This is a genomic window from Butyrivibrio sp. NC2007 (assembly GCF_000421405.1).
Lineage (GTDB): Bacteria > Bacillota > Clostridia > Lachnospirales > Lachnospiraceae > Butyrivibrio.
This window is the reverse complement of the sequence record NZ_ATWY01000020.1, coordinates 1-21,866: the sequence shown is the minus strand read 5'-3', so window position 1 is coordinate 21,866 and position 21,866 is coordinate 1. Positions and strand designations below refer to the sequence as shown.

The 21,866-nt window shown below is 46.7% G+C and carries 23 protein-coding genes and 2 pseudogenes; 5 read left to right on the top strand and 20 right to left on the bottom strand.

From position 1 onward, the window contains the following. Nucleotides 1–5 precede the first annotated feature (5 nt). Nucleotides 6–632: an alpha/beta hydrolase-fold protein gene (locus G632_RS0114940; protein WP_026512616.1), complete on the bottom strand. Its 627-nt coding sequence runs from the start codon at nt 630–632 to the stop codon at nt 6–8. A gap of 129 nt (nt 633–761) precedes the next feature. On the opposite strand from G632_RS0114940, the gene G632_RS20290 reads away from it, so the two are divergent. Further along, a complete protein-coding gene (locus G632_RS20290) occupies nt 762–2,120 on the top strand; it encodes an MATE family efflux transporter (protein WP_022770214.1) in 1,359 nt (452 codons plus the stop codon). A 26-nt stretch (nt 2,121–2,146) separates the two neighbouring features. On the opposite strand, the gene G632_RS0114930 is transcribed toward G632_RS20290, so the two are convergent. The 3 genes from G632_RS0114930 to G632_RS0114920 all read right to left on the bottom strand — a co-directional run bounded on the left by G632_RS0114930 (nt 2,147) and on the right by G632_RS0114920 (nt 4,867). After that, nucleotides 2,147–2,983, bottom strand: a complete 837-nt coding sequence (locus tag G632_RS0114930) for a putative ABC transporter permease (protein WP_022770213.1) — start codon at nt 2,981–2,983, stop codon at nt 2,147–2,149. Nucleotides 2,984–3,081: 98 nt separating this feature from the next. Then, entirely contained in the window at nt 3,082–4,059 is a 978-nt protein-coding gene (locus G632_RS0114925) for a hypothetical protein (RefSeq protein ID WP_022770212.1), read from the bottom strand. 115 nt (nt 4,060–4,174) lie between these two features. Then, nucleotides 4,175–4,867 carry a YczE/YyaS/YitT family protein gene (locus tag G632_RS0114920; RefSeq protein ID WP_022770210.1) on the bottom strand — a complete coding sequence of 231 codons (693 nt, stop codon included), beginning with the start codon at nt 4,865–4,867 and terminating at the stop codon, nt 4,175–4,177. 206 nt (nt 4,868–5,073) lie between these two features. Between G632_RS0114920 and G632_RS22615 the strand changes: the two are divergent. After that, nucleotides 5,074–5,172 (top strand): annotated as a pseudogene (locus G632_RS22615) (flavodoxin); the annotation flags it as partial. Between the two features lie 52 nt (nt 5,173–5,224). Here G632_RS22615 and G632_RS0114910 read toward each other — a convergent pair. Continuing rightward, nucleotides 5,225–7,915 carry an FtsX-like permease family protein gene (locus G632_RS0114910; protein WP_022770208.1) on the bottom strand — a complete coding sequence of 897 codons (2,691 nt, stop codon included), beginning with the start codon at nt 7,913–7,915 and terminating at the stop codon, nt 5,225–5,227. 12 nt (nt 7,916–7,927) lie between these two features. Next, on the bottom strand, nt 7,928–8,635 hold the full coding sequence (locus tag G632_RS0114905; protein WP_022770206.1) for an ABC transporter ATP-binding protein: 708 nt from the start codon (nt 8,633–8,635) through the stop codon (nt 7,928–7,930). Nucleotides 8,636–8,746: 111 nt separating this feature from the next. Here G632_RS0114905 and G632_RS0114900 point away from each other — a divergent pair, with 111 nt between their 5' ends. Both G632_RS0114900 and G632_RS0114895 read left to right on the top strand, forming a co-directional pair. After that, nucleotides 8,747–9,322, top strand: coding sequence for a DUF3793 family protein (locus G632_RS0114900; protein WP_022770205.1), 576 nt, complete (start codon nt 8,747–8,749; stop codon nt 9,320–9,322). A gap of 12 nt (nt 9,323–9,334) precedes the next feature. Next, on the top strand, nt 9,335–9,577 hold the full coding sequence (locus G632_RS0114895) for a Fur family transcriptional regulator (protein ID WP_022770204.1): 243 nt from the start codon (nt 9,335–9,337) through the stop codon (nt 9,575–9,577). Here the strand turns inward: G632_RS0114895 and G632_RS0114890 are convergent. From G632_RS0114890 to G632_RS0114825, 12 genes are all read right to left on the bottom strand, one after another. Further along, nucleotides 9,574–10,392 carry an MBL fold metallo-hydrolase gene (locus G632_RS0114890; protein WP_022770202.1) on the bottom strand — a complete coding sequence of 273 codons (819 nt, stop codon included), beginning with the start codon at nt 10,390–10,392 and terminating at the stop codon, nt 9,574–9,576. The genes G632_RS0114895 and G632_RS0114890 overlap by 4 nt on opposite strands. 213 nt (nt 10,393–10,605) lie before the next feature. Then, on the bottom strand, nt 10,606–10,977 hold the full coding sequence (locus tag G632_RS0114880; protein ID WP_022770200.1) for a heavy-metal-associated domain-containing protein: 372 nt from the start codon (nt 10,975–10,977) through the stop codon (nt 10,606–10,608). Between the two features lie 114 nt (nt 10,978–11,091). Continuing rightward, a complete protein-coding gene (locus G632_RS0114875; RefSeq protein WP_022770198.1) occupies nt 11,092–11,697 on the bottom strand; it encodes an SOS response-associated peptidase in 606 nt (201 codons plus the stop codon). 2 nt (nt 11,698–11,699) lie between these two features. Next, nucleotides 11,700–11,984: a Nif11-like leader peptide family natural product precursor gene (locus G632_RS0114870; protein ID WP_022770197.1), complete on the bottom strand. Its 285-nt coding sequence runs from the start codon at nt 11,982–11,984 to the stop codon at nt 11,700–11,702. 3 nt (nt 11,985–11,987) lie between these two features. Continuing rightward, the gene (locus G632_RS0114865; protein ID WP_022770196.1) at nt 11,988–12,533 is read right to left on the bottom strand and encodes a prolyl-tRNA synthetase associated domain-containing protein; all 546 of its coding nucleotides are present in this window, start codon (nt 12,531–12,533) and stop codon (nt 11,988–11,990) included. A 65-nt stretch (nt 12,534–12,598) separates the two neighbouring features. After that, nucleotides 12,599–13,012 (bottom strand): (deoxy)nucleoside triphosphate pyrophosphohydrolase, encoded by a 414-nt coding sequence (locus G632_RS0114860; RefSeq protein WP_022770194.1) that lies wholly within the window; start codon nt 13,010–13,012, stop codon nt 12,599–12,601. 6 nt (nt 13,013–13,018) lie between these two features. Beyond that, entirely contained in the window at nt 13,019–14,170 is a 1,152-nt protein-coding gene (locus G632_RS0114855; protein WP_022770193.1) for an ankyrin repeat domain-containing protein, read from the bottom strand. Nucleotides 14,171–14,175: 5 nt separating this feature from the next. After that, nucleotides 14,176–14,472, bottom strand: coding sequence for an HNH endonuclease (locus G632_RS20285; RefSeq protein ID WP_022770192.1), 297 nt, complete (start codon nt 14,470–14,472; stop codon nt 14,176–14,178). Between the two features lie 37 nt (nt 14,473–14,509). Next, nucleotides 14,510–14,743 carry a hypothetical protein gene (locus tag G632_RS0114845; protein WP_022770190.1) on the bottom strand — a complete coding sequence of 78 codons (234 nt, stop codon included), beginning with the start codon at nt 14,741–14,743 and terminating at the stop codon, nt 14,510–14,512. 74 nt (nt 14,744–14,817) lie between these two features. Further along, nucleotides 14,818–15,216 (bottom strand): hypothetical protein, encoded by a 399-nt coding sequence (locus tag G632_RS0114840; protein WP_022770189.1) that lies wholly within the window; start codon nt 15,214–15,216, stop codon nt 14,818–14,820. 228 nt (nt 15,217–15,444) lie between these two features. Next, nucleotides 15,445–16,260: a helix-turn-helix domain-containing protein gene (locus G632_RS21415; protein ID WP_051154957.1), complete on the bottom strand. Its 816-nt coding sequence runs from the start codon at nt 16,258–16,260 to the stop codon at nt 15,445–15,447. Between the two features lie 106 nt (nt 16,261–16,366). Next, nucleotides 16,367–18,223: a C-type lectin domain-containing protein gene (locus G632_RS0114825; RefSeq protein ID WP_022770188.1), complete on the bottom strand. Its 1,857-nt coding sequence runs from the start codon at nt 18,221–18,223 to the stop codon at nt 16,367–16,369. A gap of 778 nt (nt 18,224–19,001) precedes the next feature. On the opposite strand from G632_RS0114825, the gene G632_RS0114820 reads away from it, so the two are divergent. Beyond that, nucleotides 19,002–19,976, top strand: a complete 975-nt coding sequence (locus G632_RS0114820) for a hypothetical protein (protein ID WP_022770186.1) — start codon at nt 19,002–19,004, stop codon at nt 19,974–19,976. A gap of 106 nt (nt 19,977–20,082) precedes the next feature. On the opposite strand, the gene G632_RS22540 is transcribed toward G632_RS0114820, so the two are convergent. Further along, a complete protein-coding gene (locus G632_RS22540) occupies nt 20,083–21,405 on the bottom strand; it encodes an NUDIX domain-containing protein (protein ID WP_330361287.1) in 1,323 nt (440 codons plus the stop codon). Nucleotides 21,406–21,647: 242 nt separating this feature from the next. Continuing rightward, nucleotides 21,648–21,866 (bottom strand): annotated as a pseudogene (locus tag G632_RS22180) (ABC transporter ATP-binding protein); the annotation flags it as partial.

Sequence of the window (21,866 nt, the reverse complement as noted above, 5' to 3'; positions counted from 1 at the left end):
AACATTTATGTATGATTTAATACCCAGGAGAAGGCCTTGGCCGTTCGCAGGTCTGACTCTTTGAAGTGATTTCCGCTGTTCCACTCGAAGGTGACGTTAACGCCTTTGGACTTAAGGACTTCCTGAGCCTCGGACATTTTATCTGCGACTGTGGCCATGATAGGGTTTCTGGCCTTGGCTTCTTTGTCGCCGAGACTTAAGTAAACTGCGTCGGTGCGGATGGAGCTCTTTTCCATATAATCGGTAAAGCCCGGGAACCACATGGATGGCGATGCTGCTGCCACGCCCTTGAATGTGTCTGTCTGGTAGGCGGTCCAGAGTGCGAACAGGCCTGCCAGTGAATATCCGCCTATGTAATATGTCTTTTGCCCATCAGAGCACAATGGTAAAAGAGCTTTCAGAAAATCCCCGGCTCCTTCGCCGAAATCTTCGCTTCCAAATACCGCAGGTGCCTTCCAGGGAGATAAGTCTTTGTTCCAGTTGCCGACCTTGGCTGCAATGAGGTAAAAGTCCGTGTCAGTCAGGCTCTTTATTATATTGAATTCGCTTTCCAAAACCTCCAGGTCGTGCTCATCCACAGGCTGGATGAGGACCTTTTGTGCATCCGGATTACCAAAGCAAAAAGTATCCATAGTCATTTAGCTCCTTCTTTTAATTATCCACCAAAAATTGACAATATACAAAGCCAAATATGAGAAGATTATGTACAAAAACTAGGTTATACTTAGAGAAGCGAATAAAAATGCATGGAGTTGTGATTTATGAGAAATACTACAGATATGACAGTTGGCAGCCCTACAAGGCACCTGATACTCTTTGCCCTGCCGGCTCTGATCGGAAATATCTTCCAGCAAGTGTATAATATTGCAGATTCTGCCATAGTGGGCAGGTTTGTAGGGCCTGATGCCCTGGCGGCCGTAGGTGCCACAGGTTCCATAACCTTCCTGTTCTTTGCGCTGTGCAACGGAATCGGAAGCGGCGGCGGAATCATTGTGTCACAGTTTTACGGTGCCCACGATGACGAACGCGTCAAGAAGGGCATTGTAAATACAGGGATCATCATGCTGATCATACCTGCTTGCTTTGCGATAATTGGCTATATCAGCGCTGATAACATTCTCAGGATCCTGAGTACGCCTACTGAGATCCTTGCAGATGCCACCTCCTATGTGCGCTATATGTGCATGGGACTTATCTTTGTGTCGCTCTACAACTACATAACATCAATGATGAGGGCTCTGGGTGATTCCAAGACTCCTCTGTATTTCCTTATCCTGTCGGCGATCATCAACGTCGCCCTGGATCTTCTGTTTGTTTATGTGATGGGAATGGGAATAAACGGTGCAGCCATCGCAACCGTCATCTCGCAGTTCATAGCTGCTGCCTGCTGCGGAATCTATGCATACCTTAAGAACCCTTATTTCAAATTAAAAAGAGAGGACATTGTCTTTGTCCCGGACCTTGCCATCAAGGTTTTGAGACTCGGAATTCCTCTCTCACTTCAGTTTGGACTTATTGCCATCTCAGGAATGGCTGTACAGCGTATAGTTAACGGCTACGGCAAAACTGTTGTTGCTGCATTTACCGCCACCAACAGAATTGAACAGCTCATCCATCAGCCCTTCACCACTTTGAACGCTTCGATTTCTACCTTCGTCGGGCAGAACTATGGCGCCAAGAAGATTGACAGAGTACGTGACGGATATAGAAAAGGTCTTTTGATAATGGTCATCCTTGCGGCTGTAATGATCGTCTCAATGCAGCTCTTCGGCGGTGTTATCACATCCTTGTTTGTTGATGAGCCCGAGATCATTGCCATGGGTGCAATGGGACTTAAGATAACCAGTATATTCTACCCTGTACTTGGTCTTATCTACGTGGTTCGAGGCGTTCTGAACGGCGTTGGCGATGCTTTCTTCGCACTGTTCAACGGCATTGTCGAGGTTGTGGGCAGATTTACCGTTCCGATCCTGTTTACCAAATATCTTGGCATGGGCGCCACAGGTATCTGGTTTTCAGCGGGAATCGTGTGGGCGATCAGCGGAATCACAGCCTGGATGAGGCTTGTGGCTACTCGCGTGTTGCAAACCGGGACATTAAAAAGAAGGCGCGATATTTAGCGCCTTCTTTTATATTCTCTAAGCTTTTAAGCCTTTTTATTTCTCAGGTCTCTGACCCTCTCTCTTAGCTTGTCTGTAGCACGGATCAGCGGAACGTGGTCGATGCTGTTCTCATCTTCTCCGGCTTTTGGCATGAATTTCTGAATACCAAGAAGAATTCTCTTCTGGTTAAGGGAGAGCTTTTCGGCATAGGCTCTGGCAAGTTGGTCGTGGCGAGCCTCAATCTGCTCTTTTTCTTCCTTGATCTTCTGCTCTATCACTTTAGGTGCTGAGGCGACCTTCTCATAGCTCTCCTGGGCCTTTAAGTTGAACTCCTCGTGCATTTTCTCTACATCTTTTAGGAGCGCGTTAAGGCTGGCTTCCGTCAGGGCGAAGTCTGCGCCGAAGATCATGGCGATCACGATTGCGAGAACCTCGTATATGATCGGGCTGACGGCGGCGTGAACTCCTTCAACAGCTGGGATCAGGAACTTGACTACCGCTACTCCCGCAAGACCAAAGGCTATGCTCACCGGTACGCAGATTCTTCCGTTTATATTCAGCGGAAGCTTACTGTAATCCCACCATCTGGCGTGAAATCTCTTTTCCAGGACCCAGGATGTTCCGTACTCTGCGATTGCACTGCCTATGTAGCATATGATGAAGATCCCCCATATCGGGAATGTTGGAGATGACAGCGGCTTTATCAGTGAAAACAGTATCGAGACTCCAACTACGCATGAGCCGTAGATTGGGCAAATTGGGCCAAAGAGGAACCCTCTGTCCGCCCATTTCTTCTCGTTGGCTGAGCAGTAAATGGATTCCCAAACCCAGCCCAGAAAGCTGTAAAATATGAATTCAACAAAGTATTGTGCGATTAACATGATGTTGGTGCCTTTCTTTTTCTTATGTATTGCAACAATTATATTCTAGCACAAAAAGGGCGCCTGATTTCTCAGGCGCCTTGTAATCATCTTGGTCATCAGTCAAAGGTCAGTGAGTTAAGAACGCTTGTGAGGGCTGCATGCACCTCTGTGTTCATCTCTTCATCGTCACCGTCATGACCGTCTGTCTCAAAAATAAGAGCTCCGTCCATGTAATCTCTTGCAAAGGCTGTCATGTAAGATCCCGATCCTTCTTTGTCCACAGGAACAGAAACGTTGTAGCCCGTGACATCACTTACGCCCGGAAATGGCCACTCTGTATATTCTGCCTTATCGCCGTAGGGCTTTCCAAGCTCTTTTATCGCAGCTTCAGCCTTGTTGTCCACTGTGTATGTTACGGTTATAAGGTTTGATCCTGCGCTGTCGCCTGTGTATACGATAAATACCTGAGGGCCGTTCTGGTTTACTTCAAACTTTGTTGCGTCATACTTAACGCTCCAGCCGTTTGCATCGTGATATACGCTATTCTCAGGGCCGTTTACAAAGTTCTCTGAACTAAATGTTTCAGGATCTGCATCTGCTACCGGCTCGAAAACAAGCTCAAGACCGTCTTCAAATGCACCTGTGATCACGCCGTTTTCTACGGAGTGAATTGTCAGTGTATCTATAGCTTCGTCAGCGCCACCGAATGAGAACTCAACTGCGCCGTCTTTCTGTGTGATAGCAAACGGAAGTCCGATTCCATCATGCTCGCCATCCTCTGTGTGTCCGTAGGTTTCGTCATTGATCACATAGAAGTAAGTCTTGGATGGATTCTCTGCTTCTTTTGCGTAATTAACATATACACCCTTTGTAAAATAAGGTGGTGCAGGAATCTCAGCAGCTGTTTCAGCCACTTGCTCTGTAGCAGCTTCCGCTGCTTGAGTTGTAGCCTCTGTGGCAGTTGCGCTCTCGCTTGTAGCCTCCCCAGCAGCCGCATTCTGCGCTGTCTTATCCGCACATCCCATCATAAGCGCTGCGGCAATCGCACCGGAAAGCAGAAGTACCGTAAAAATCTTAAGTCCATTCTTTTTCATAACCCGTCCTCCTCGTATATAACATCAAATAAAATGTTACATCACTTTATGCACCCAAAAAATTAAAAAACCATAAATTTTTGAGCCCCAGGGACGGAGTCAGGGGCTCAAAAAGTTAGGCGGCTTTGTGGGTGGAGAAGACTTTTACTGAATCGAAAAGGTGCTGGTGGTGGACGCTCTTGGCGTCGAATTTAACGGAAGTGAAGGCTGCCTGCATAATGGGGCCGGTGGCGAAGGCACAGATAAGGGTGCCGATGCCGACAGGGCCTCCGAGGAGCCAGCCGATAAAGGTCGCAAGGCTAAGAAGTGTTATGCTCACAGCGCCGATTGGGATCTTGCCTGCGCGCTTTGCAAGAGCAACAAGAAGTGTATCTCTCGGGCCACAGCCAAGTGATGCGCTCATGTAGGTGTACTGGGTGTAAGCCATGATGATAAGTCCGAGGATCATCACGGGAATTCCGGTAGCGAGGCTGTCGCACTTAGGTACAAGGTTAATCCTGTTAAAGAGGTCAACTGCCTTACCAACCACGAAGGCATCAATGAACATTGCTATTCCAATAGGCTCTTTTAGCGCGATATCAATTCCAAGTATCGCATAGGAAACTGCAACCGAGGCTGTTCCGTACAGGATTCCAAAGGTCTTTGAAAGTCCAAGATTCAGGACATCCCAGGGGCCGGCGCCGATATTGGCCTGGATTGTAAGATAAACTCCAAATCCATTTACAAACAAACTGATAGCTGCAATGACCATATTAAGCAGAATATCTCTGCTGGTTTTATTATCTTGTAATCTACTGTTCTTAAACATTTCTTATTCTTTCCAAAATATATCTTTCCAAATATATCTTTCCAAAATCAAATCTACATATAGCCAAATTCGCATTCGATTATAGCACAAAAATTTCTTTTGAGATATTTTATCAACGAAGTGCCTTGACTAGGCCCCGAGGAAACGTTATTGTTAGCATATTCTAACTCAAGCGAACACAACAACGTGTAATTAAGGAGGAAAGTATGAGTAAAGTAGCAATAGTATATTGGAGCGGTACAGGTAACACACAGTCAATGGCAGAAGCTGTTAAGGCAGGCGCCGTAAGCAGCGGAGCTTCAGTGGGTTTCCTTTTTTAGAGAGCCCGGCTGCCCCCTCTTTACAGAGGTTTAAGTTTTATTCTATGTTCTTAAGCGCCACATCCAGTGGAATTCTCTTAATTCTCGCAAAATCAACCAGCGACACAAACGCATATCCTATCAGCAGATAAACCACCGTCAGCACCATGGACGAGCGGTTCATATAGAACGCAAAGTACCCGTCAAGCTGAAGCATGAATGCGTGGAATATCCACACCATCAAATAATATCCAACCACAAATGCAGCTACCGCAAACACTACCACCACGATGGCCGTCGGAATAATATAGAGTGATCCGATCTCTCCGTTCTTAAATCCCAGGATCTTCGCCATGGAGATAGAGTGCTCATTCCTCTCAATGATGATCTTGGCCAAAAGATATATCAGCGACGCCGACAGTACTATAAGAGCATATTTAAATACTCCCATAAAGCCGCCCATGGAGTGCATCAGCTGATTTGTGACCTTCACGATATCTTCGGAAGTGATGACCGTCGCAATGTCCTGATCATCTATGTCAGTGATCTCATTTCGTGAAAAATACCCGGAGAAGTCATCGCTGTCTTTTTCAAAAACGGTATTAAAGCTCTTAGCATCAAGAAACGCTGCAATTCCTCCGTCGTAATCCACAACTCCCTGAACGCTGAATTCATAGGACTTATTCTCATATTCCTCGTGAAGCGTTATCTTATCCCCTGCCTTAACTCCGAATTTCTTGGAGAAGGCGCTGGAGATATACAGTGCATCCTTCGAAGTGTCTTTTCCCAAAGTGATGTAATCACTATCCTCGCTGATTCCGTAAACCGTCACGCTCTCATCCTGGCCGCTTCCCATTCCTTCGCGGAAAGAACTGCTCTTCTTGGGATACAAAAGATTTGTCATGCTAAAGCGCTCCGCACTTTCCTCGGATGTCTCGATCACATCTCCATCAGAATTCTTGCTATCCATCAGCATGTACTGATACTCAGCAAACATCATGTCCGGCGCAGCTTTCGCATAATGATTCAGAGAATCCGGAAGTCCGAAGGCAAAGCACATCATGAGCTCAATAAAGATTACTCCGAATATCAGCACCAGATAGTTTGGAATATTCTGGAAAAGGATCCTTAACCTGAACCTTTTTAGGAACGACCATCTTGGAAGGCGCATAGCCTTGGTCCTTCTTGTCTTTACCAGGTCGTGACGCAGGAACTTAAGCGGGCTTAGCTGCAGCTTCTTCACGATAACAAAAAGATTTATGAAGAACATCAATAGCAGCGGAATTATCGTGGTCTTAATAAGCGCCGTGTTGCTCCAGACCGCGTGGCACTTGGGAAGGCTGTAGCTGTTAAAATACAGGTAAACCGCCAGGTTCTTAAACGCCGTATATCCCAGGACATTTCCAATCACAGCCCCGATCAGTGTAACGATAACCGGCATTGACATGTAGTGCACCACAAGCTCTGACCTGCTATAGCCCGAAGCCCTGAGAGTCCCGATGACCGAAGCCTCTTTTTCAATGGTGTTACTGATGATGATTGCAAATATAAAAGCGATAACACCGATAAGTATGTAGCAGAGAATGCTTGCACCGACTGAATCTCCTTCGATGTCAGAGATGGCAAAGTTGCTGGCCTGGCGCAGATACTCAGGAAGATAATCGTCAATCTCGTTGTCGTAAACAAGAGTCTGCGTGATCAAAGCCTTCATGAAATTCTCTGAATAGTCCTGCTGCTCCACCTTCGACTCAGGCGCCTTATCATACTTATACGCATAGCTATAATGCACTCTGGACCGCAATCCGCTGAACGCCTCAGGTGTCACCATTGCAACGTCAAACCCGAAGGCATCAAACATCAGGTCCGTGTTGGACTCATGGAGCGTCAGATAATTTACATACGAAAGAAGTCCAACCACCTCGAACTCTTTTCCGCCGACTTTGATCGTGTCGCCCAGTGCAACGCCCACGTTGTCAGCATGCATCCTGTCGATGGCAATCTCGTTATCCGCCTCAGGTGCCCGTCCTTCGTTAAAAGACGCTTTGTCTATCTCCGAGTCACTCTTGTAAACCCTGACAGTGGCGTCCTCTACGCCATCGCCGTTGTTATCCTCGGACTCATTTCTGTAAAAGTGTTCATATATCTTAACCGTGACCGGATTGATTTCATCATTAAGGTTGTACCTGTCTGCGACTTCGTCCCACTCCTCATCGACTTTTTTAACCACTTCTTCGTGGGCTTCATCATAGGCTTCATCCACGACTTTCTTAAACTCATCCGACTCCCTTGCTTCTTCAAGTGCTTTGTCAAAAGAGCTTTCCATGGCCGCATCGATCTGACCCTTGATCATCTCTTCATCTGTAATACCATATGCAGCACACTGGGCCCTGACAGCTTCCTCAATCTTTGCAGTCACCTGCTCACTGAGTTCATCTTCTACAGCCTCCGCCACCTTCTTATCGGCTTCCTTGTTGCCCTTGTCGATATAGTAGCTTCTTACGTCAGCTTTTTTACCTGAGCTTATATCATCAAGCAGGTTCTGCGACGCCTTCTTGGACAGTTCAAAACTTCCGTCCTCGAGGTTAAGCTCATCTCTTCCCGCATACACAGCCGCCAGCATAGAATCGTGACCGACATACATTCCGGATATAACTCCGATCATGATCACCATGAAAACGATAATAACCAAATACTTGTGCCAGTCACCTTTAAGTTCTCTCGGGATTCTCCTGATAAGAGGATTTTTCATAGCGCCTACCTCCTACCACTCCAGATCCATCGCAGAGATCTTATTTTCGTTGATATCATTATGGCGCACCACACCATCCCTTAACTTGATGACATGATCCGCCATATTTTTGATCGCCTCATTGTGAGTCACCATGATCACGGTGCTGCCAAACTTATTGTTGCATTCTTCAATGAGAGCCAGTATTTCTTTTGATGTCTTGTAATCCAGTGCGCCTGTTGGTTCATCGCACATTAAAATGTCGGGATTCTTAACGACAGCTCTGCCAATTGATACTCTCTGCTGCTGTCCGCCGGATAACTGGTTGGGATACTTGTACTTGTGCTTCTGAAGTCCAAGTGTGGTCAGTACCTCCTCCACATCAAGAGGATTGTCGGAGAGATATGCTCCCACCTCGATGTTCTCCTTGACGTTCAGGTTCGGGATCAGGTTGTACATCTGGAAAACATATCCCAGGTGCTTTCTTCTGTACAGCGTAAGCTCCTTCTCTGTCATCTCTTCCAGCTTGTCACCGCCTATGCTGACAAACCCTTCATCCGGCGTATCGATTCCGCCGATGATGTTTAAAAGTGTTGATTTCCCGGATCCGGATGGCCCAAGAAGCACGCAGAATTCACCTTTTTTAACAGTGAAATTCATGCCCCGAAGGACATCCTGTCTGGCCTCTCCTGTTCCGAAACTCTTCTTTAAATCTTTGATCTCAAGAAACTGTTCTTTCATTTTTCCTCCTCATAGCACAAAGTTACCTATTGCTAACAGAATTATAATACGCTATAATTTCGTTAGCAATAGCTAACGTTGCAAAAATATCTTTTTCGGGGAGTCATGTAAATGCCTGACAATATCATTGTCGAGAACTGTTCACCAACACTGGCGGGGATCAAAACGGGGAACATATTCACAGTGGACAGGTCTCTTATCACCGATATAAATGAAGAACTAAGGCAGCTTAATCAGTGCTTTGCAGGAAAGGGGCTTCGGGCAATTCCTCTTAAAATATCCGATAAAAATGTCCTTCTTTATCTTTACAGACCGGATAAGCTTAAGGCCGATCTTTCCTGCAAAGAAGCCCGTGAGATTCTCCTGGCAAAGGGATACAGTTGTGAATCTGTGGAGAACGACATTGTTCATCTCATCAACCAGATAAGCAGCCAAAACTCTTTCCCTCACGAAATAGGTCTTTTCCTGGGCTATCCCCCTGTTGATGTAAGAGGCTTCATGGAGGATACCAAGAAGGGCGTCAAATGCGTCGGCTACTGGAAGGTTTACGGGGATAAGGAGAAGGCGGAAAAGACCTTTTCCAGTTATAAGAAGTGTACTGAAGTATATAAAAAGTGCCTGTCCGGAGGCAGACACTTATCACAGATGATCGTTAATACTACCAGAAACAGATGCGTCGCATCTTAAGGAAAGGCTGACATGAGTAACGAATACGTCATATCCCTTTTGAAAGAAAAGGGCTTTAGGATCACAAAACAAAGAAAACTTATAATAGATATCATTCTCGGGAGCGACGGTGCATCCTGCAAAGAGATCTACCACAAGGTGATTGCAAAAGACAATACCGTCGGTACCGCCACTGTTTATCGAATGATCAGGCTTCTCGAGGATGTCGGCATATTAAAGCACGTCGACATGATCACCCTGACCGGCAAATACTAGAACTCCATCTGATATCCAACCTTCATCTGCTCTATCTTATCGCCAAGCTCTTCCTTTAAGATGCCATAGGCGCGGCCTTTAGTGCAGTGTCCGGTGCACACATAATCTATCCCTGTGTCCTTTATCTTTCCGGCCACATCTTTTATCTCTTCGCCTGATTTGTTGAACAGGTGGAATCCTCCGATAAGCCCATATACGTGCTTGTCAGGAAAAGACTCTTTTACCTCATTTATAATATTGGCTGCTCCTCCGTGTGAACAGGAGTTGATGATAACAAGGCCCTTGTCGGTATCAAGCACAAGGCTCTGCTCGTGCGAAAAATCATCAGGGATCCAGCGGTGATTTTCCTTCCTGTACATGCGCTCGCGCTTTCCGATCTCGGAAAGGCCGGCGGTCTTGTGGGGGATAAGATATGCCCCTTCAATGAGCTTATAGTCGCCTGAAACCATCTCTATTCTGTCAGGATACTTTCTTAGCATACTCCTTGGAATTCCAATATATTTCTTGAAAATCTTCATCTTGTGGTAACAGTTCGTTGCCGTGCCATCCCTTAAATAGAACTTCGCCTTGCTGTTGTGTTCAAAAAACGCCGGGATTCCATTTGCGTGGTCGTAGTGAGCATGGCTCAGCACGCCGTAGTCGACATCCGCAACATCAAGCCCAAGCTTCTCCATGTTTGTCAGAAAGAGCTTTGACGCCCCGGCATCCACCAGGATCTTTTTTCCATTAAATTCCACAAGCAAACAAAGGCCCCACTCACCGGTGACGCCTTCGCTTGATATATTATCTACTACAACCGTAAGTTTTGTCTTCATGTTTTCCCCGCCTTACTCATCTATTATCACAAACCATACACTGATTATACCAAAGAATTTTGGACCCTGGGGACGGAGTCAGTGGTTCAGTATCTGAAAACTATCTTTCTAGCTGTTAATTATCTGATAATGAGCCACTGACTCCGTCCCCAGGGTCCAAAATTCTTGGCTATATCATCGCCTTCTACGGAAGGAATGGTAAACTCCACGCTCTTACACTTTACCATAACACTCAGTCACCTTATAACCAAGGTCCTCGATCTCTTTTGTGATAACGTCATCGGCGATGTCTTTCTCATAGCGGACAACTGCCTCTTTCTTCCTGAGATTCACCTTGGCTGAAGCGCCGTCCAATCTGTTGATGGCACGCTTTACTCTGTTTGAACAGTTCTCGCAATGCATTCCGTCTATCTTGAATATCGTCGTTTTTATTATGGGTCCTGTAAGCTTTTTGTCAGGCTCTTTTTTGACAGAATCGCCGCCTCCGCAGCATCCGCCCTCTCCTTTGAAATGCTTGATACTGCCTCTCAAAGCTATAAAGAGTACCACAGCTAAGATTGCTATAACCAGTACATTTGATAACATGTATATTCCTCCGGCGGATTTTTGTCCGCACTTATCTTGTGACATTTTGTTAGCAGTCACTAACGATTATAGCAGTCATTTAGCCCTTTTAGCAATGGGTTGGTGAATAAGAGATCAGAAAAGACTTAGCTGCTCGTAGTCTGTGCTGCGCTCAAGCTCAGGCATGGGCTCTTTTAACATGTCCATGGCTGCTGACGCATCCTGCAGGTAGTCCTGTGCGTTTGCGGCTTCGATCATAACGGGCATTCTGTCGTGGACAGGTTCCATGGAGCTGTTGGGGGATGTCGTTAATATGACAAAAGAGTCTTTGCCTTCATTAAGATCATAGAAACCTGCCAGATACATGGGCTTTCCGTCAGGTCTTTTGAAGATGAATTTAGTCTTGGCCTTGTCCCATTCGTAGAAACCTGCTGCCGGGAGAAGGCATCTTCTGTTTGAGAAACTATCCGAGAACATGGGCTTGTCTAAGACGGACTCGGCTCTGGCGTTGATGATGAGCTTGTTGTCACGGGAAGTAAGGCCCCAGAAGAGGTCTCGGACGTCTGTTGCCTGAGGCTCGTTGTCATGGTTTTGTTCGCCATTTCGGCGTCTTACGATTCCGGGCAGAATCATCCCGGGAGTCGCATCACCCGGGCGCGGACTGATAGACCCGGGCCGAAGTCCGAGCTCTTTTTCCACTTCATCTGCAGTTCTGTCGCCAAAAAAATACCGTCCGCACATGGTCAGCCACCAAGTCTCATCATGAAGATCGAGTATTCGTCGTTCTGGAATTCAAGGTCCGGTGAGTTCTCGCCGCCTCCGTTGGTGCTGCGCTTAATCTCGGCATAGAACTCCTCGCCCTGATTGACGATGTCCATGACCGTGATGTCAACGCCGCTCTCCTGCGCGATCTTGCAGAACTCAGAGAGCTGGTCCTTGGCGTTTCTGGTGTCAAGGAGCTTTTGCTTCAGCTCCGGGTTTTCGTTAGCTTTGCTTAAAAGGATCTCCAATTTATCAGCGATGCTCATGTTTTAGTCCTCTCCAACCAGGTGAACAATCTCAGCTACATGCCCTGTTGCAGGCAAAAACTTATCAAAAATATCAGAGGTCTTTATCTTGAGGCTCGAAGTGTTTACGCAAGGGTGGCACCCTATGAATGCGCCGGCCTTGACGTCCTCATCCACAAGGAGCCTTACTGCATGGTCCTTGTCATTCATAAGCCCCATGACGCTCACCGCTCCGGGCTCTATGTCCAGATATTTCAGCATATCTTCTGCTTCCGCAAAAGAGAGTCTGGCTGAGTTTATCTGATTCGACAGCTCTTTTGTCTTGAACTTCTTGTCCCCGGGCATCAGAAGCAGGTAAAATGCGGTCTTCTGCCTGTTGCACAAAAAGAGGTTCTTGCACATGAGTGTTCCAAGGGCCACATCTATGGCCTCGCAGGCTTCCATTGTCATTGCTGCTTCGTGATCGACTCTCTCGTACTCGATCCCCAGATTGTCGAGCATGTCGTAAACCCTGATCTCTCTGCCTAGCCTTCCCTCGGGGCTCTCTGGTCTCCCAACTACTAATTCCATGATTCTTCTCCTGTTTAGATTGTTGTGTCAGCTCTTTTGCCAAGTCGCGTCAGCTCGTCTACATGTCAGCTCATCTGCATGGCGGCGGAGAGTTTGGGCAGGAGCGAAAGGTCTGCCGGGAGCCAGTCTACGCTCTCAAGATCTGCACTGCCAAGCCATTTGGCCGCCTCGTGCTCAAGGAGCTTAAGCTCGCCTCCTGATAGCGTTGCCCAGTAGCAGTTCATGTGAAGGTGAAAGGTATCGTAGTCATAATCTATGACATCGATGAGATCGTGGACTTCTATCTCAGCCTCGAGCTCCTCTCTTATCTCCCTTTTCAGGGCAGCCTCCGGGGTCTCTCCCGCCTCGATCTTGCCTCCGGGAAATTCCCAGCCGTCCTTGTATTCTCCGTATCCGCGCTGCGTTGCGAATACTCTGGTCTTTTTATGGTAATCGTCGCAGATCACAGCTGCGACGACGTTTACTATCTTCCTGTTCATGTTTGCTTATCTCTTGTATTCTACACTTTCAAGCGCTATCGGCATAGGGTTTAAAGTCACCCATTTTACGCCAAGCTCCGTAAGTCTGTTCAGGTCTTTTTCATCTCTGTACTTAATGCCCTTTGTGATCTCGGCTATCTCTGCACGCTCTTCGTCCGAAAGCTTCTGCCCCATATCGAGATATTTGACGAAAGCTTTTACAAGCTTCTGATAGTCTGAGTCCCAGTTCATGCAGCCATTATCAAGAATCTCGTAGCACACCTTCCCCGATATCCTAATGACTTCGCCCTGGACAGTTGATGCATGGCCGCTTCCCGGAACAAGCAGTTCCCAAAGCTCGGCGTGCTGCTTCTGCCAGGTATCGGATTTGGGACTTATCTCACTCTTGCCGTCGTACTGCTGCCTTCTTGGGACACGCTCCACATCCAGAAGTTCATACAGTCTGTCCAATGCAGCATCAAGCCTCGGCACAAAATCCGGGTTTATACTACTCCTTCTGAACTCTACATCCTTGGCTGCTTTTATATATTCGGCTTTAAGAGTTTCAGTGACCGGCACACCTTTCCCGAGCAGAAGCTCAGTTACCGGCACCAGCTCCGGTATATCTATTGGCCTTGCATTACAAAATGCATTTTCAAGAGGAGTATGATCATACAAGTTCTTCTGATAAAGATCTGCACCTGCTGCGATCAGCGTTTCAACAGCTTCAATTCTTTTGGATTGTACCGCCTTGAAAATCGCACTCTCCTTATGCATCTTAGCCGTGTAGTGTATGTCTGCACCATTCGCAATAAGAAGGAGCGCCTCTTTTTCATGTTCTTTGTTGCCGTAACTCAGATGGTGCATCAAGGGTGTACTCCCAAACCGGTCGATGTAGTTGATATCAGCCCCCTGCTCTATGCACCATTTGATCATATCTTCAGAGATCAGATACGAGAAAATATTTCCCTTGTTATAAGTACCGTAGGCATTGATGTCGCACTTTTCAAAAACCGCTTTTACCGCTTCGTCATCCGTAATGTACTCCTCAAGGTCTTTGGGCAGGGTCTTGCGCTTCGACTTGCCAGACTTCACGGCTGCCGGTTTTGACAATTCTTCCTGCGCATTTTCTTCGGATACGGCAATTTTCTTTTTCTTAAACAGATCAAATATGCTCATGCCCCTTAAATCCCCCGTTCCCATTCCGCCTTGTATTCATCGGCCATAAGGCGGTAAGTGTCTTTTAAGTATGGGTAGTACTCCTCTGTAGTCACCACTCTGGAGCCCTTTTGCTTGTTGCAGTTCTTGCATAGGGGAAGAAGATTTCTGTCATCATCATCGCCGCCACGGTATTTCGGAACGAAGTGATCGATGGTCACTTTCTCCTGAGGCACCGGCTTTCCACAGCGTGCGCAGACTCCACCTGTCTTTTCCAGGATCAGTCTCTTCGTATCGGATTTCTGCCTCTTACGTCCCCTCATAGCGCTGTTCTCCTGCCCCTTTAGCTCTTCCCTGCACTTACATCTTGTATCCGCAATCGGCCTTCTCCGGGCCGTCAACGCCGGATTCGTAGTGTGCCCTGAACTCCATGTTGATCTCACGTATCTCTTTCTTGCCGTCAATGTAGTCCTGGTACATATCCGCAAGTCCGGACATGCATCCGTCACAGGATCCGCTGATGTTGCCGATTGACTCAGCAACGATGCGCTCTCTTTCTTCTCTGGTTGTATCTTTTATCAAAATTGAATTCATAATCAATGTTCCTTCTTTGACTCCATATTTAACAATAGGGAAATAGCCTATTGCTATCTCCCCTTTGAGATTAACTAATTCAGATATTTTGCAGCTTCTTCTTTAGTAAGAGAGTATTGTTGCATAATTTTTTCAGCTATAACTACATCATCCAGTCCTAACGAGCGAAGCAGTTCTATGCATCCAATAATGCCTTTCTGGAGTCCTTCCTCAACGAATAATTCTTTTATCTCCGCCTCATTATATTCAGTATCCAGCATGCCTGTTACCTCCGCTTTATGTGAAATCAGGAACGATCTGATTTCAAAGTCCATTGGTATCTCATCAATTGCTGTTTTAGTTGCAATAACAATATCCTTTGGATCCTGATCAAACAGAATCTCATTAATCCTGTTTATAAACCATGAATATTCTTCCAATGGCTTACATACTCTAAGCAGGTCTGCATTACGTCCATAGTTGATATTGAGCATTCTGACCTTTACTTTTTTCTGTTTCTAGCAATATTTCATCTCCTTTATTATAAAATTAGGGTCTGTGCCCTGCAACATGAATTTCTGGCGAAATGCCTAAGAATTCAGAATTGGTGTGGGATTGGCATTGATGATCAATGCCTGATATCCCAAATTCCAAGAAGATGATAGCACAAAAGCAAAAGGAAATCTTTAAGATTTTCTTAAGATTGAAACATGAGTGATTTTTCACAAAAGTCTCTTATATATATCCAGCATGCTCTCAATCTGGTACTTGAGGAGCCATGCTGCGTTGTTGTACTCGGTGGTTTCCTTTATTACCTGCAGAAGCCCCGGGTAAAACTCATCAGTCTCTTTTATCATCCTGTAGATCCTCTCGCGGGAAAGTCCCCAGGACATGGTGGTCAGGTTGTTGCACCTGTCCATGCACTTTATGAGAGCCGCCTTGGGGTTTGTCATGATCTCTTTATAGTACCTGCTGATGATCTCGTGGCGGTTCTCGTCATTTGTCTTTTCACAGGTAAGGAGCCTTACAAGCTCTTTTGTCTCCTCGTTCACCGGGAGGTCATTCACGCCGATCTTGCAGTCTTCAACAACATCGTGCAAAAGACATGCAGCAATAATCTCATCTTCATTAATATCCATGGACAGCGCGTGGCAGGCCAGGTTCAGCGGATGATAGATGTAAGGCGTCGTTGAGCGCTTTCTGTTCTGCCCCTCATGGGCCTTGACTGCGAAGTCGACAGCCTTTAGCGTATTGGGGAGCTTAAGATTTCTGGCGGTGGTCTTGACGTAGGTCTTCATATGCTCCCAGTCATAGATGGTTTCCTTGGTCTTGAAGAATTTCTGCTTCTCCTCCACCAGGGCCGAAACCGACACGCCAAGCACCTCTGCGAGCCTTATCAGCTTGTCCGTGTCCGGATTGTACTCATCTCTTTCCCAGGAAGAAACTGCCTGAAACGAAATTCCCAAAGCCTCCGCAACCTGTTCCTGCGTAAGCTTTCTTTCCTCTCTAAACGCCTTGATATTTGAACCGATACTCATCTGCATCCTCCGTTTTCTTTGATGCCTTTATGGTATTTCAGATTCCACTTATATTCTATAGAGCAGGGGTTTAAGTTTCAATAATTAATTCAAGTCTGACTTGAGTTTAGTTGTACTCGCAGATGTAGCCCATGCGGCCTTTGTAGCTGGGGTAGTTTCCGATAACGTCGTTTGGAATGTCGTTCATGTAAAACTTGTCCTCGGACTTCCTGTAGAAATATTCCACATATTCTTCGTCAATCTCAGTGCTGTCCGGGAGCTTATCCGAATAGCTCGGCATTCCGTCAAGCCAGTGCTTCCAATAGCAATTGCCAACGCACTCGTTTTGGGTAAGACTTGGATCCGTCCAATGCCACGAGAAGCTGTCTATACGGTTTGCACCTATGTAAAAGACATTGTTCAGCTTATCTTCTGATCTGATAAGATCGTCAATTATCTCAAATTCCTCATCGGTAGTAAGGCAGGCGAGATAGCCGCCTTTTTCCTCGCACTTTTTGGCTGCCTCTTCCCAAGTGCAGTCCTCGATCACAAGCTCGTATCTGTGGCCATCGGAGACGTACTTGCCGGTGGAAAGATATGATTTCAGATCATCAATGCGGAGGTAGCTCGAAGGGTCTTTTGCCTTATCAAGATCATAGACTTCCCTGAGCCGTGACATGTAGGTCTCCTCGTCAGTCTCCTCGCCATCGATGGAATAGTGGAGCGTCCTGAATCTGCCTGTTTCTTCGTTGTACATCTGATCCTCTTCAATGGCGTTCTCGTCAAGCTCATAGTAATCGCCGCTTAGCACCAGCTTCCAAAGCCCCTTATCAAGCTTGTAGACATAGTCGTAGTAGTAGCCCATGTGGCCTTCAGAGTTATTGAGGAGCCCACTCTTTTCAATATAGGTAAAGTAGAGCCTTGCGGTCTGCAGTTCTCTTACGGTTCCGTCATAGAAAGACAGGATCTGGCAGCCACCGGCCTCAAACCCTGAATCAATCACAAGTTCGGGCACATCGTCATCATCGACATATATAAGGGCAAAAGACATATCCATGAGGTCCTCAGGTATGCGCTCCTCAAGGTAAGCCAGGTAGCCCTCGTTCCAGGAATCGTAGCCTTTTCCGAAGGTGGAATGTGCTGCGCCGTCATAGTAATCTTCAGGGTTTTGTGGCTTGTAATTCGAAAAAGCAGTCAGCGTCGGAGCAATTCTCCTGCCTCTGTACTCTTCCATGGCCTTTTGTGCCTCGTCCTCTGTGATCTTGAACTCATTTCCGGAGACATCCGTTTTCGTCCAGGTTATGCTGTCATCGTCAGCCCTGCCAGATTTAACGCCGGTAATCAGCGTCGTTCCGAGATCATCTGATGTGAACTCATAGAGCCCTGCCTCGTTGTACCACTTGGAGCCGTGCTGCTCATAGCCGATGAACTTGCCTGAGCACAGGTAGTAATTGGTGTAATCAGTGCTGGCAACCACGCCATAGGGCACATTGTTATGCCTGGTGCATATTGTGTAGATCATCTTATCGAGCTTGGGGTCATCGGATATGTTGCCAATGATCAGCTCGTTCATACCGTCGCCATCCAGGTCTTCAAAGCCATAACCTGAGTAATCAAGGGCTTTTTCTTTGTCGTATCCGTCCACGGAATAGGCGTAGGTCAGCATGGAATACGGCAGGTAAAAGTTGTCGTACATCTTCTGGTTCAGTAGAACAAAGTAGTTCTGGTCCAGGATCTCTGCGTAAAAGTCTTCGCCGGAGATGGGGAGGGTGGTGGCTGCGGCGGAATCCGGGCCGGAATCGGATTCAGCCTCTGCTGTAGTATTGGCATTGGTTTCTGCCTGCCCAGGCTCTGATTCTGCTTCTGTTTCCGCGGCTGTATTCTTGTCGGGTGCCTCTTCAGTAGCAGGCGCATTGCTTCCACAACCTATTATGGTCGTGAGTAATAGTGTGCTTATGATATATTTCAACTTTCTAAGTTTCATAACAATTCCTCTTTGTTTACAAAGCTCAAGTTATCTCAGTTACTTCCATTTAATCTCATTTCCCCCATTTAAGCAAATGAGTCACCGGGGACGTTTCACTTTGACTCATTTTGAGTCACCGGGGACGTTTCAGTTTGACTCATTTTGAGTCAATGGGGACGTTTCACTTTGTCTCATTTTGAGTCAGGGGGACGGTTCTTTTGACTTGCTTTCGGTCCTTAGGGACTAATCCAGTGGTCCCTTTATAGTAAATGCCGGCCAAACTACATCACAAAAAGGAAATATTGGTTTCATGGTTTGAATCGATTTTTGAAATGCATCACAAAAATTGATATATGAAAAAATAGTTGGAAATTACAAGCTCTTTTCCAAGCCATGGATCTAAATAATTTGATTCCTAACGCTCATCCTACATCACAACACTTGGCCTACGGATGCCATGTGATGTAATTGTTTATGGAAGTTCAAAAATCTTTTTTGCAAATTCCAACTATTTTATGTATAGGAGGAAGTTGTGGGGCGGTCGAAATTACGTTTCCAACCAACGCCCAAAAGATCGGGGCCTTGTGATGCAAAATCGGCCCACTTTTCCGAAAATGGTCCCTAACCCCCGTCCCCGGGGCCCAAAAAATGAGCCCTTGACTCCGTCCCCAGGGATCAAAAATGAGTCAAAGAGAACCGTCCCCATTGACTCCCCAAATTTGCACTAAATTGTTATACGTGCTACCCTTTTTTGTATATTTTTTGTAAAAGAGCTTTATGCGAGGAGGGAAATATTATGAAAAGGAAACTGATACTGGTACTTATCGCCATGACTCTTGTTATGAGCGGATGCGGAAAAGATGCTTCTGCTCCGGATGAAAGCAGTAGTGTTTTTGAAAAGATTGATCAGAGCGAAGGATCAAATCAGGAAGCAGGCCAGAACTCCAATGCAGACGCAGTCGGAAGCGCAGACGCAAACGCAGCAGGCAACGCAGACGCAAACGCCGATGGCGCAGATAGCGCAAACCAGACCACAGCAGAGACCGACGACTACACCGAGCAGATCAAATCCGAGATCGCAGCTCTTGCGTCAGATTCACTTACAGATGAACTCGTAGCTGTAAACAAACTATATGACAAATATGCGGATATGACTGCGAACGCATCAGATCAGGCAGAGATGAACTGCCTTTGCCAGTGGGAAACACTGGTATGGGAAGATGAAGTTACAAGTCTTCTCGACAGACTCAAAGAAAAAGACAGCGAGAACTATAACAACATCTATTCAGAATATGAGAGTTGGCTCAAATATGTGCCTTCCATGGCAGAGAAGATGACCTATGTATACGAAGGCGGAAGCATCTATCCTACTATGTATTCCTACAACGAGGCCATGCGCTTTAAGAGAGAAGCCTACGTCCTTGCCAGCACTCTTGCGGATGTAACCGGCGATGTGGCTTTCTCATTCCCTGACAACTCACCTTGTGGATACTACGGCGACTACGCAGGCGATAGCTATCTTCTCATCACAGAAGGCATGGAAGGTGACTCCTACGCTATCAAGATCCACTTTGATAATTCAAAAGAGCTTATCGGATATGGATCGACAGAAGACGCTCCCGAGTCAGAGTACATCTCTTTTGTAAGCGATGATGGATCTGTAGAAGGAAGAATCGACTGCTTCGCACTTGGCGCATCCTTCTACGCATCAGTATCTGACGGCGCAGTAGTTAACACAAATGAAACCTATGAATTCTCCTTCAAGTACTAACGCCATCTATGGAGTCAAAGAGAACCGTCCCCATTGACTCAAAATGAGACAATGTGAAACGTCCCCGGTGACTCAAAATGAGTCAAAGTGAAACGTCCCCGGTGACTCATATGTTTAGGCTTTCGAGTTCGTGGCGGGTTTCGATGAGGGCGGCTTTGGTGCTAGAGTTCCTGGTGGGGAAGTCGAACATTTTGTTAAGGTAGCCCTGCTCTTTGGCAAGCGCCCTGCTCTTTGGGTAGACCAGTTCAAAGGTAAGGGCGATGTGCCCGATAAGGTGCTCCGCAGGAGAAACCATAATATCTCTTGGAATTGCGTGATGCTCTCTCACATGTTCCATGACAATATCAGAGGCCCCGGAGGTCAGAAGCTCGTCCTCAGTGACGTTGTAGATTTCCTCCATCGGGGTCTCTACGTTTACCCGAAGGATATCGACCTTATCCGCGTCACGGAGTATATTGCAAAAGACAAGGGTCTTTCCCGAAACTTTCTCATCAATCCTGTACTTATTGTGCTGTCTTATTACGGTCTCGAGTTCACCATCCCTTGACCTGTCATCAACGTAATCCAGAATCAGCTTATCGTCTCCAAAAAGAAGGTCCGCACCAAACTCAGCGTGATCAACGGACTGAGAATCAATGAAGGTGTTGTACCTCTTCACCTGCTCGAATCTTCCGATATCGTGAAGCATCCCCGAAAGCCAGGCAAACTCCACATCCTCATCAGAAAGGCCAATGGACCTTGCGATCTGCTCGCAGTTATCCGCAACTCTGTAAGTATGCGCAATCTTCAGCGCGATCTTGGGATCAGTCGGATCGTAGTTTCTTGTGTAAGAAGCAAACTGCTCCTTGACCTTCTGCCTGTCAACCTTAAACCCGCTCTTAAGTCCCAGGTATTCCAGCACGATATCAAGCCCTTCCGTCGGCACACAGAAAGTACCGTCGCGGTGCTCACAGCCCTTTATCACTTCGTCTATGTCAAACCACTTTACTTCTTCCACCTCTTCTTCCTGAAGCACGAGGTTTCCTGCATCTACGGGCTTTTCGTAGACATAAACAAATGCCACTTCATTGTCATTAAAAATCTTCCCGTGAAATGGCATAGCGTACTTTATATGAAATCTTCCCGCAAATGTCAGATCACCATCCTCCGCCTTTATGCCAAGCTCCTCAAAAAGCTCACGCCTTGCAGACTCTAAGGGCTCATCTCCTGCCTGAATATGGCCTGCGGACGAAGTGTCGTACATACTAGGAAAAGACTCTTTCTCAGCGCTTCTCTTCTGAAGCAAGACCTGATAAGACTCTCCTTCTTTTCTCACAATCCAAATATGTGCAGTTCTATGAGGAATTCCCTCTTCGTGAGCCTTTGACCTGGTCACCGTCTCTCCTGTAGGAACTCCGTTATCATCGGTTATATCAAAAATCTCTTCCATGTCAGCCTCCAATTCAACCCCTATTCTACACCAAGACAGCCGCCTAACAACAGTCAAATTTCCAATACGCCAAATGAGCCCTGGGGACGGAGTCAGTGGACCAAAGGTGAGCCCTGGGGACGGAGTCAGTGGCTCATTATCTGAAAGTTATTTTTCTAGCGGTTAATTATCAGATAATGAGCCACTGACTCCGTCCCCAGGGCTCACCTTTGGTCCGCTACCTCCGTCCCCAGGGCTCATTTTTAGCAGGCCTTACTTCTTGGGATAACGTAGGGGTCTCCTGTGACAGGATCTGTGATGATGTCGCTCTCCATGCCGTAGACCTCCATCATAAGCTCAGGTGTGATGATCTCCCTGGGCTCGCCCTCGGCAATAAGTCTGCCTCTCTTCATGGCAAAGATGTGGTCGGCGTACCTGATCGAGAGATTTATGTCGTGAAGAATCGCAACAATCGTAGTCTT

Coding starts and splice junctions, on each gene's coding strand:
- G632_RS0114940 (WP_026512616.1), bottom strand. CDS start 632: ATGGATACTTTTTGCTTTGGTAATCCGGATGCACAAAAGGTCCTCATC.
- G632_RS20290 (WP_022770214.1), top strand. CDS start 762: ATGAGAAATACTACAGATATGACAGTTGGCAGCCCTACAAGGCACCTG.
- G632_RS0114930 (WP_022770213.1), bottom strand. CDS start 2,983: ATGTTAATCGCACAATACTTTGTTGAATTCATATTTTACAGCTTTCTG.
- G632_RS0114925 (WP_022770212.1), bottom strand. CDS start 4,059: ATGAAAAAGAATGGACTTAAGATTTTTACGGTACTTCTGCTTTCCGGT.
- G632_RS0114920 (WP_022770210.1), bottom strand. CDS start 4,867: ATGTTTAAGAACAGTAGATTACAAGATAATAAAACCAGCAGAGATATT.
- G632_RS0114910 (WP_022770208.1), bottom strand. CDS start 7,915: ATGAAAAATCCTCTTATCAGGAGAATCCCGAGAGAACTTAAAGGTGAC.
- G632_RS0114905 (WP_022770206.1), bottom strand. CDS start 8,635: ATGAAAGAACAGTTTCTTGAGATCAAAGATTTAAAGAAGAGTTTCGGA.
- G632_RS0114900 (WP_022770205.1), top strand. CDS start 8,747: ATGCCTGACAATATCATTGTCGAGAACTGTTCACCAACACTGGCGGGG.
- G632_RS0114895 (WP_022770204.1), top strand. CDS start 9,335: ATGAGTAACGAATACGTCATATCCCTTTTGAAAGAAAAGGGCTTTAGG.
- G632_RS0114890 (WP_022770202.1), bottom strand. CDS start 10,392: ATGAAGACAAAACTTACGGTTGTAGTAGATAATATATCAAGCGAAGGC.
- G632_RS0114880 (WP_022770200.1), bottom strand. CDS start 10,977: ATGTTATCAAATGTACTGGTTATAGCAATCTTAGCTGTGGTACTCTTT.
- G632_RS0114875 (WP_022770198.1), bottom strand. CDS start 11,697: ATGTGCGGACGGTATTTTTTTGGCGACAGAACTGCAGATGAAGTGGAA.
- G632_RS0114870 (WP_022770197.1), bottom strand. CDS start 11,984: ATGAGCATCGCTGATAAATTGGAGATCCTTTTAAGCAAAGCTAACGAA.
- G632_RS0114865 (WP_022770196.1), bottom strand. CDS start 12,533: ATGGAATTAGTAGTTGGGAGACCAGAGAGCCCCGAGGGAAGGCTAGGC.
- G632_RS0114860 (WP_022770194.1), bottom strand. CDS start 13,012: ATGAACAGGAAGATAGTAAACGTCGTCGCAGCTGTGATCTGCGACGAT.
- G632_RS0114855 (WP_022770193.1), bottom strand. CDS start 14,170: ATGAGCATATTTGATCTGTTTAAGAAAAAGAAAATTGCCGTATCCGAA.
- G632_RS20285 (WP_022770192.1), bottom strand. CDS start 14,472: ATGAGGGGACGTAAGAGGCAGAAATCCGATACGAAGAGACTGATCCTG.
- G632_RS0114845 (WP_022770190.1), bottom strand. CDS start 14,743: ATGAATTCAATTTTGATAAAAGATACAACCAGAGAAGAAAGAGAGCGC.
- G632_RS0114840 (WP_022770189.1), bottom strand. CDS start 15,216: ATGCTCAATATCAACTATGGACGTAATGCAGACCTGCTTAGAGTATGT.
- G632_RS21415 (WP_051154957.1), bottom strand. CDS start 16,260: ATGAGTATCGGTTCAAATATCAAGGCGTTTAGAGAGGAAAGAAAGCTT.
- G632_RS0114825 (WP_022770188.1), bottom strand. CDS start 18,223: ATGAAACTTAGAAAGTTGAAATATATCATAAGCACACTATTACTCACG.
- G632_RS0114820 (WP_022770186.1), top strand. CDS start 19,002: ATGAAAAGGAAACTGATACTGGTACTTATCGCCATGACTCTTGTTATG.
- G632_RS22540 (WP_330361287.1), bottom strand. CDS start 21,405: ATGGAAGAGATTTTTGATATAACCGATGATAACGGAGTTCCTACAGGA.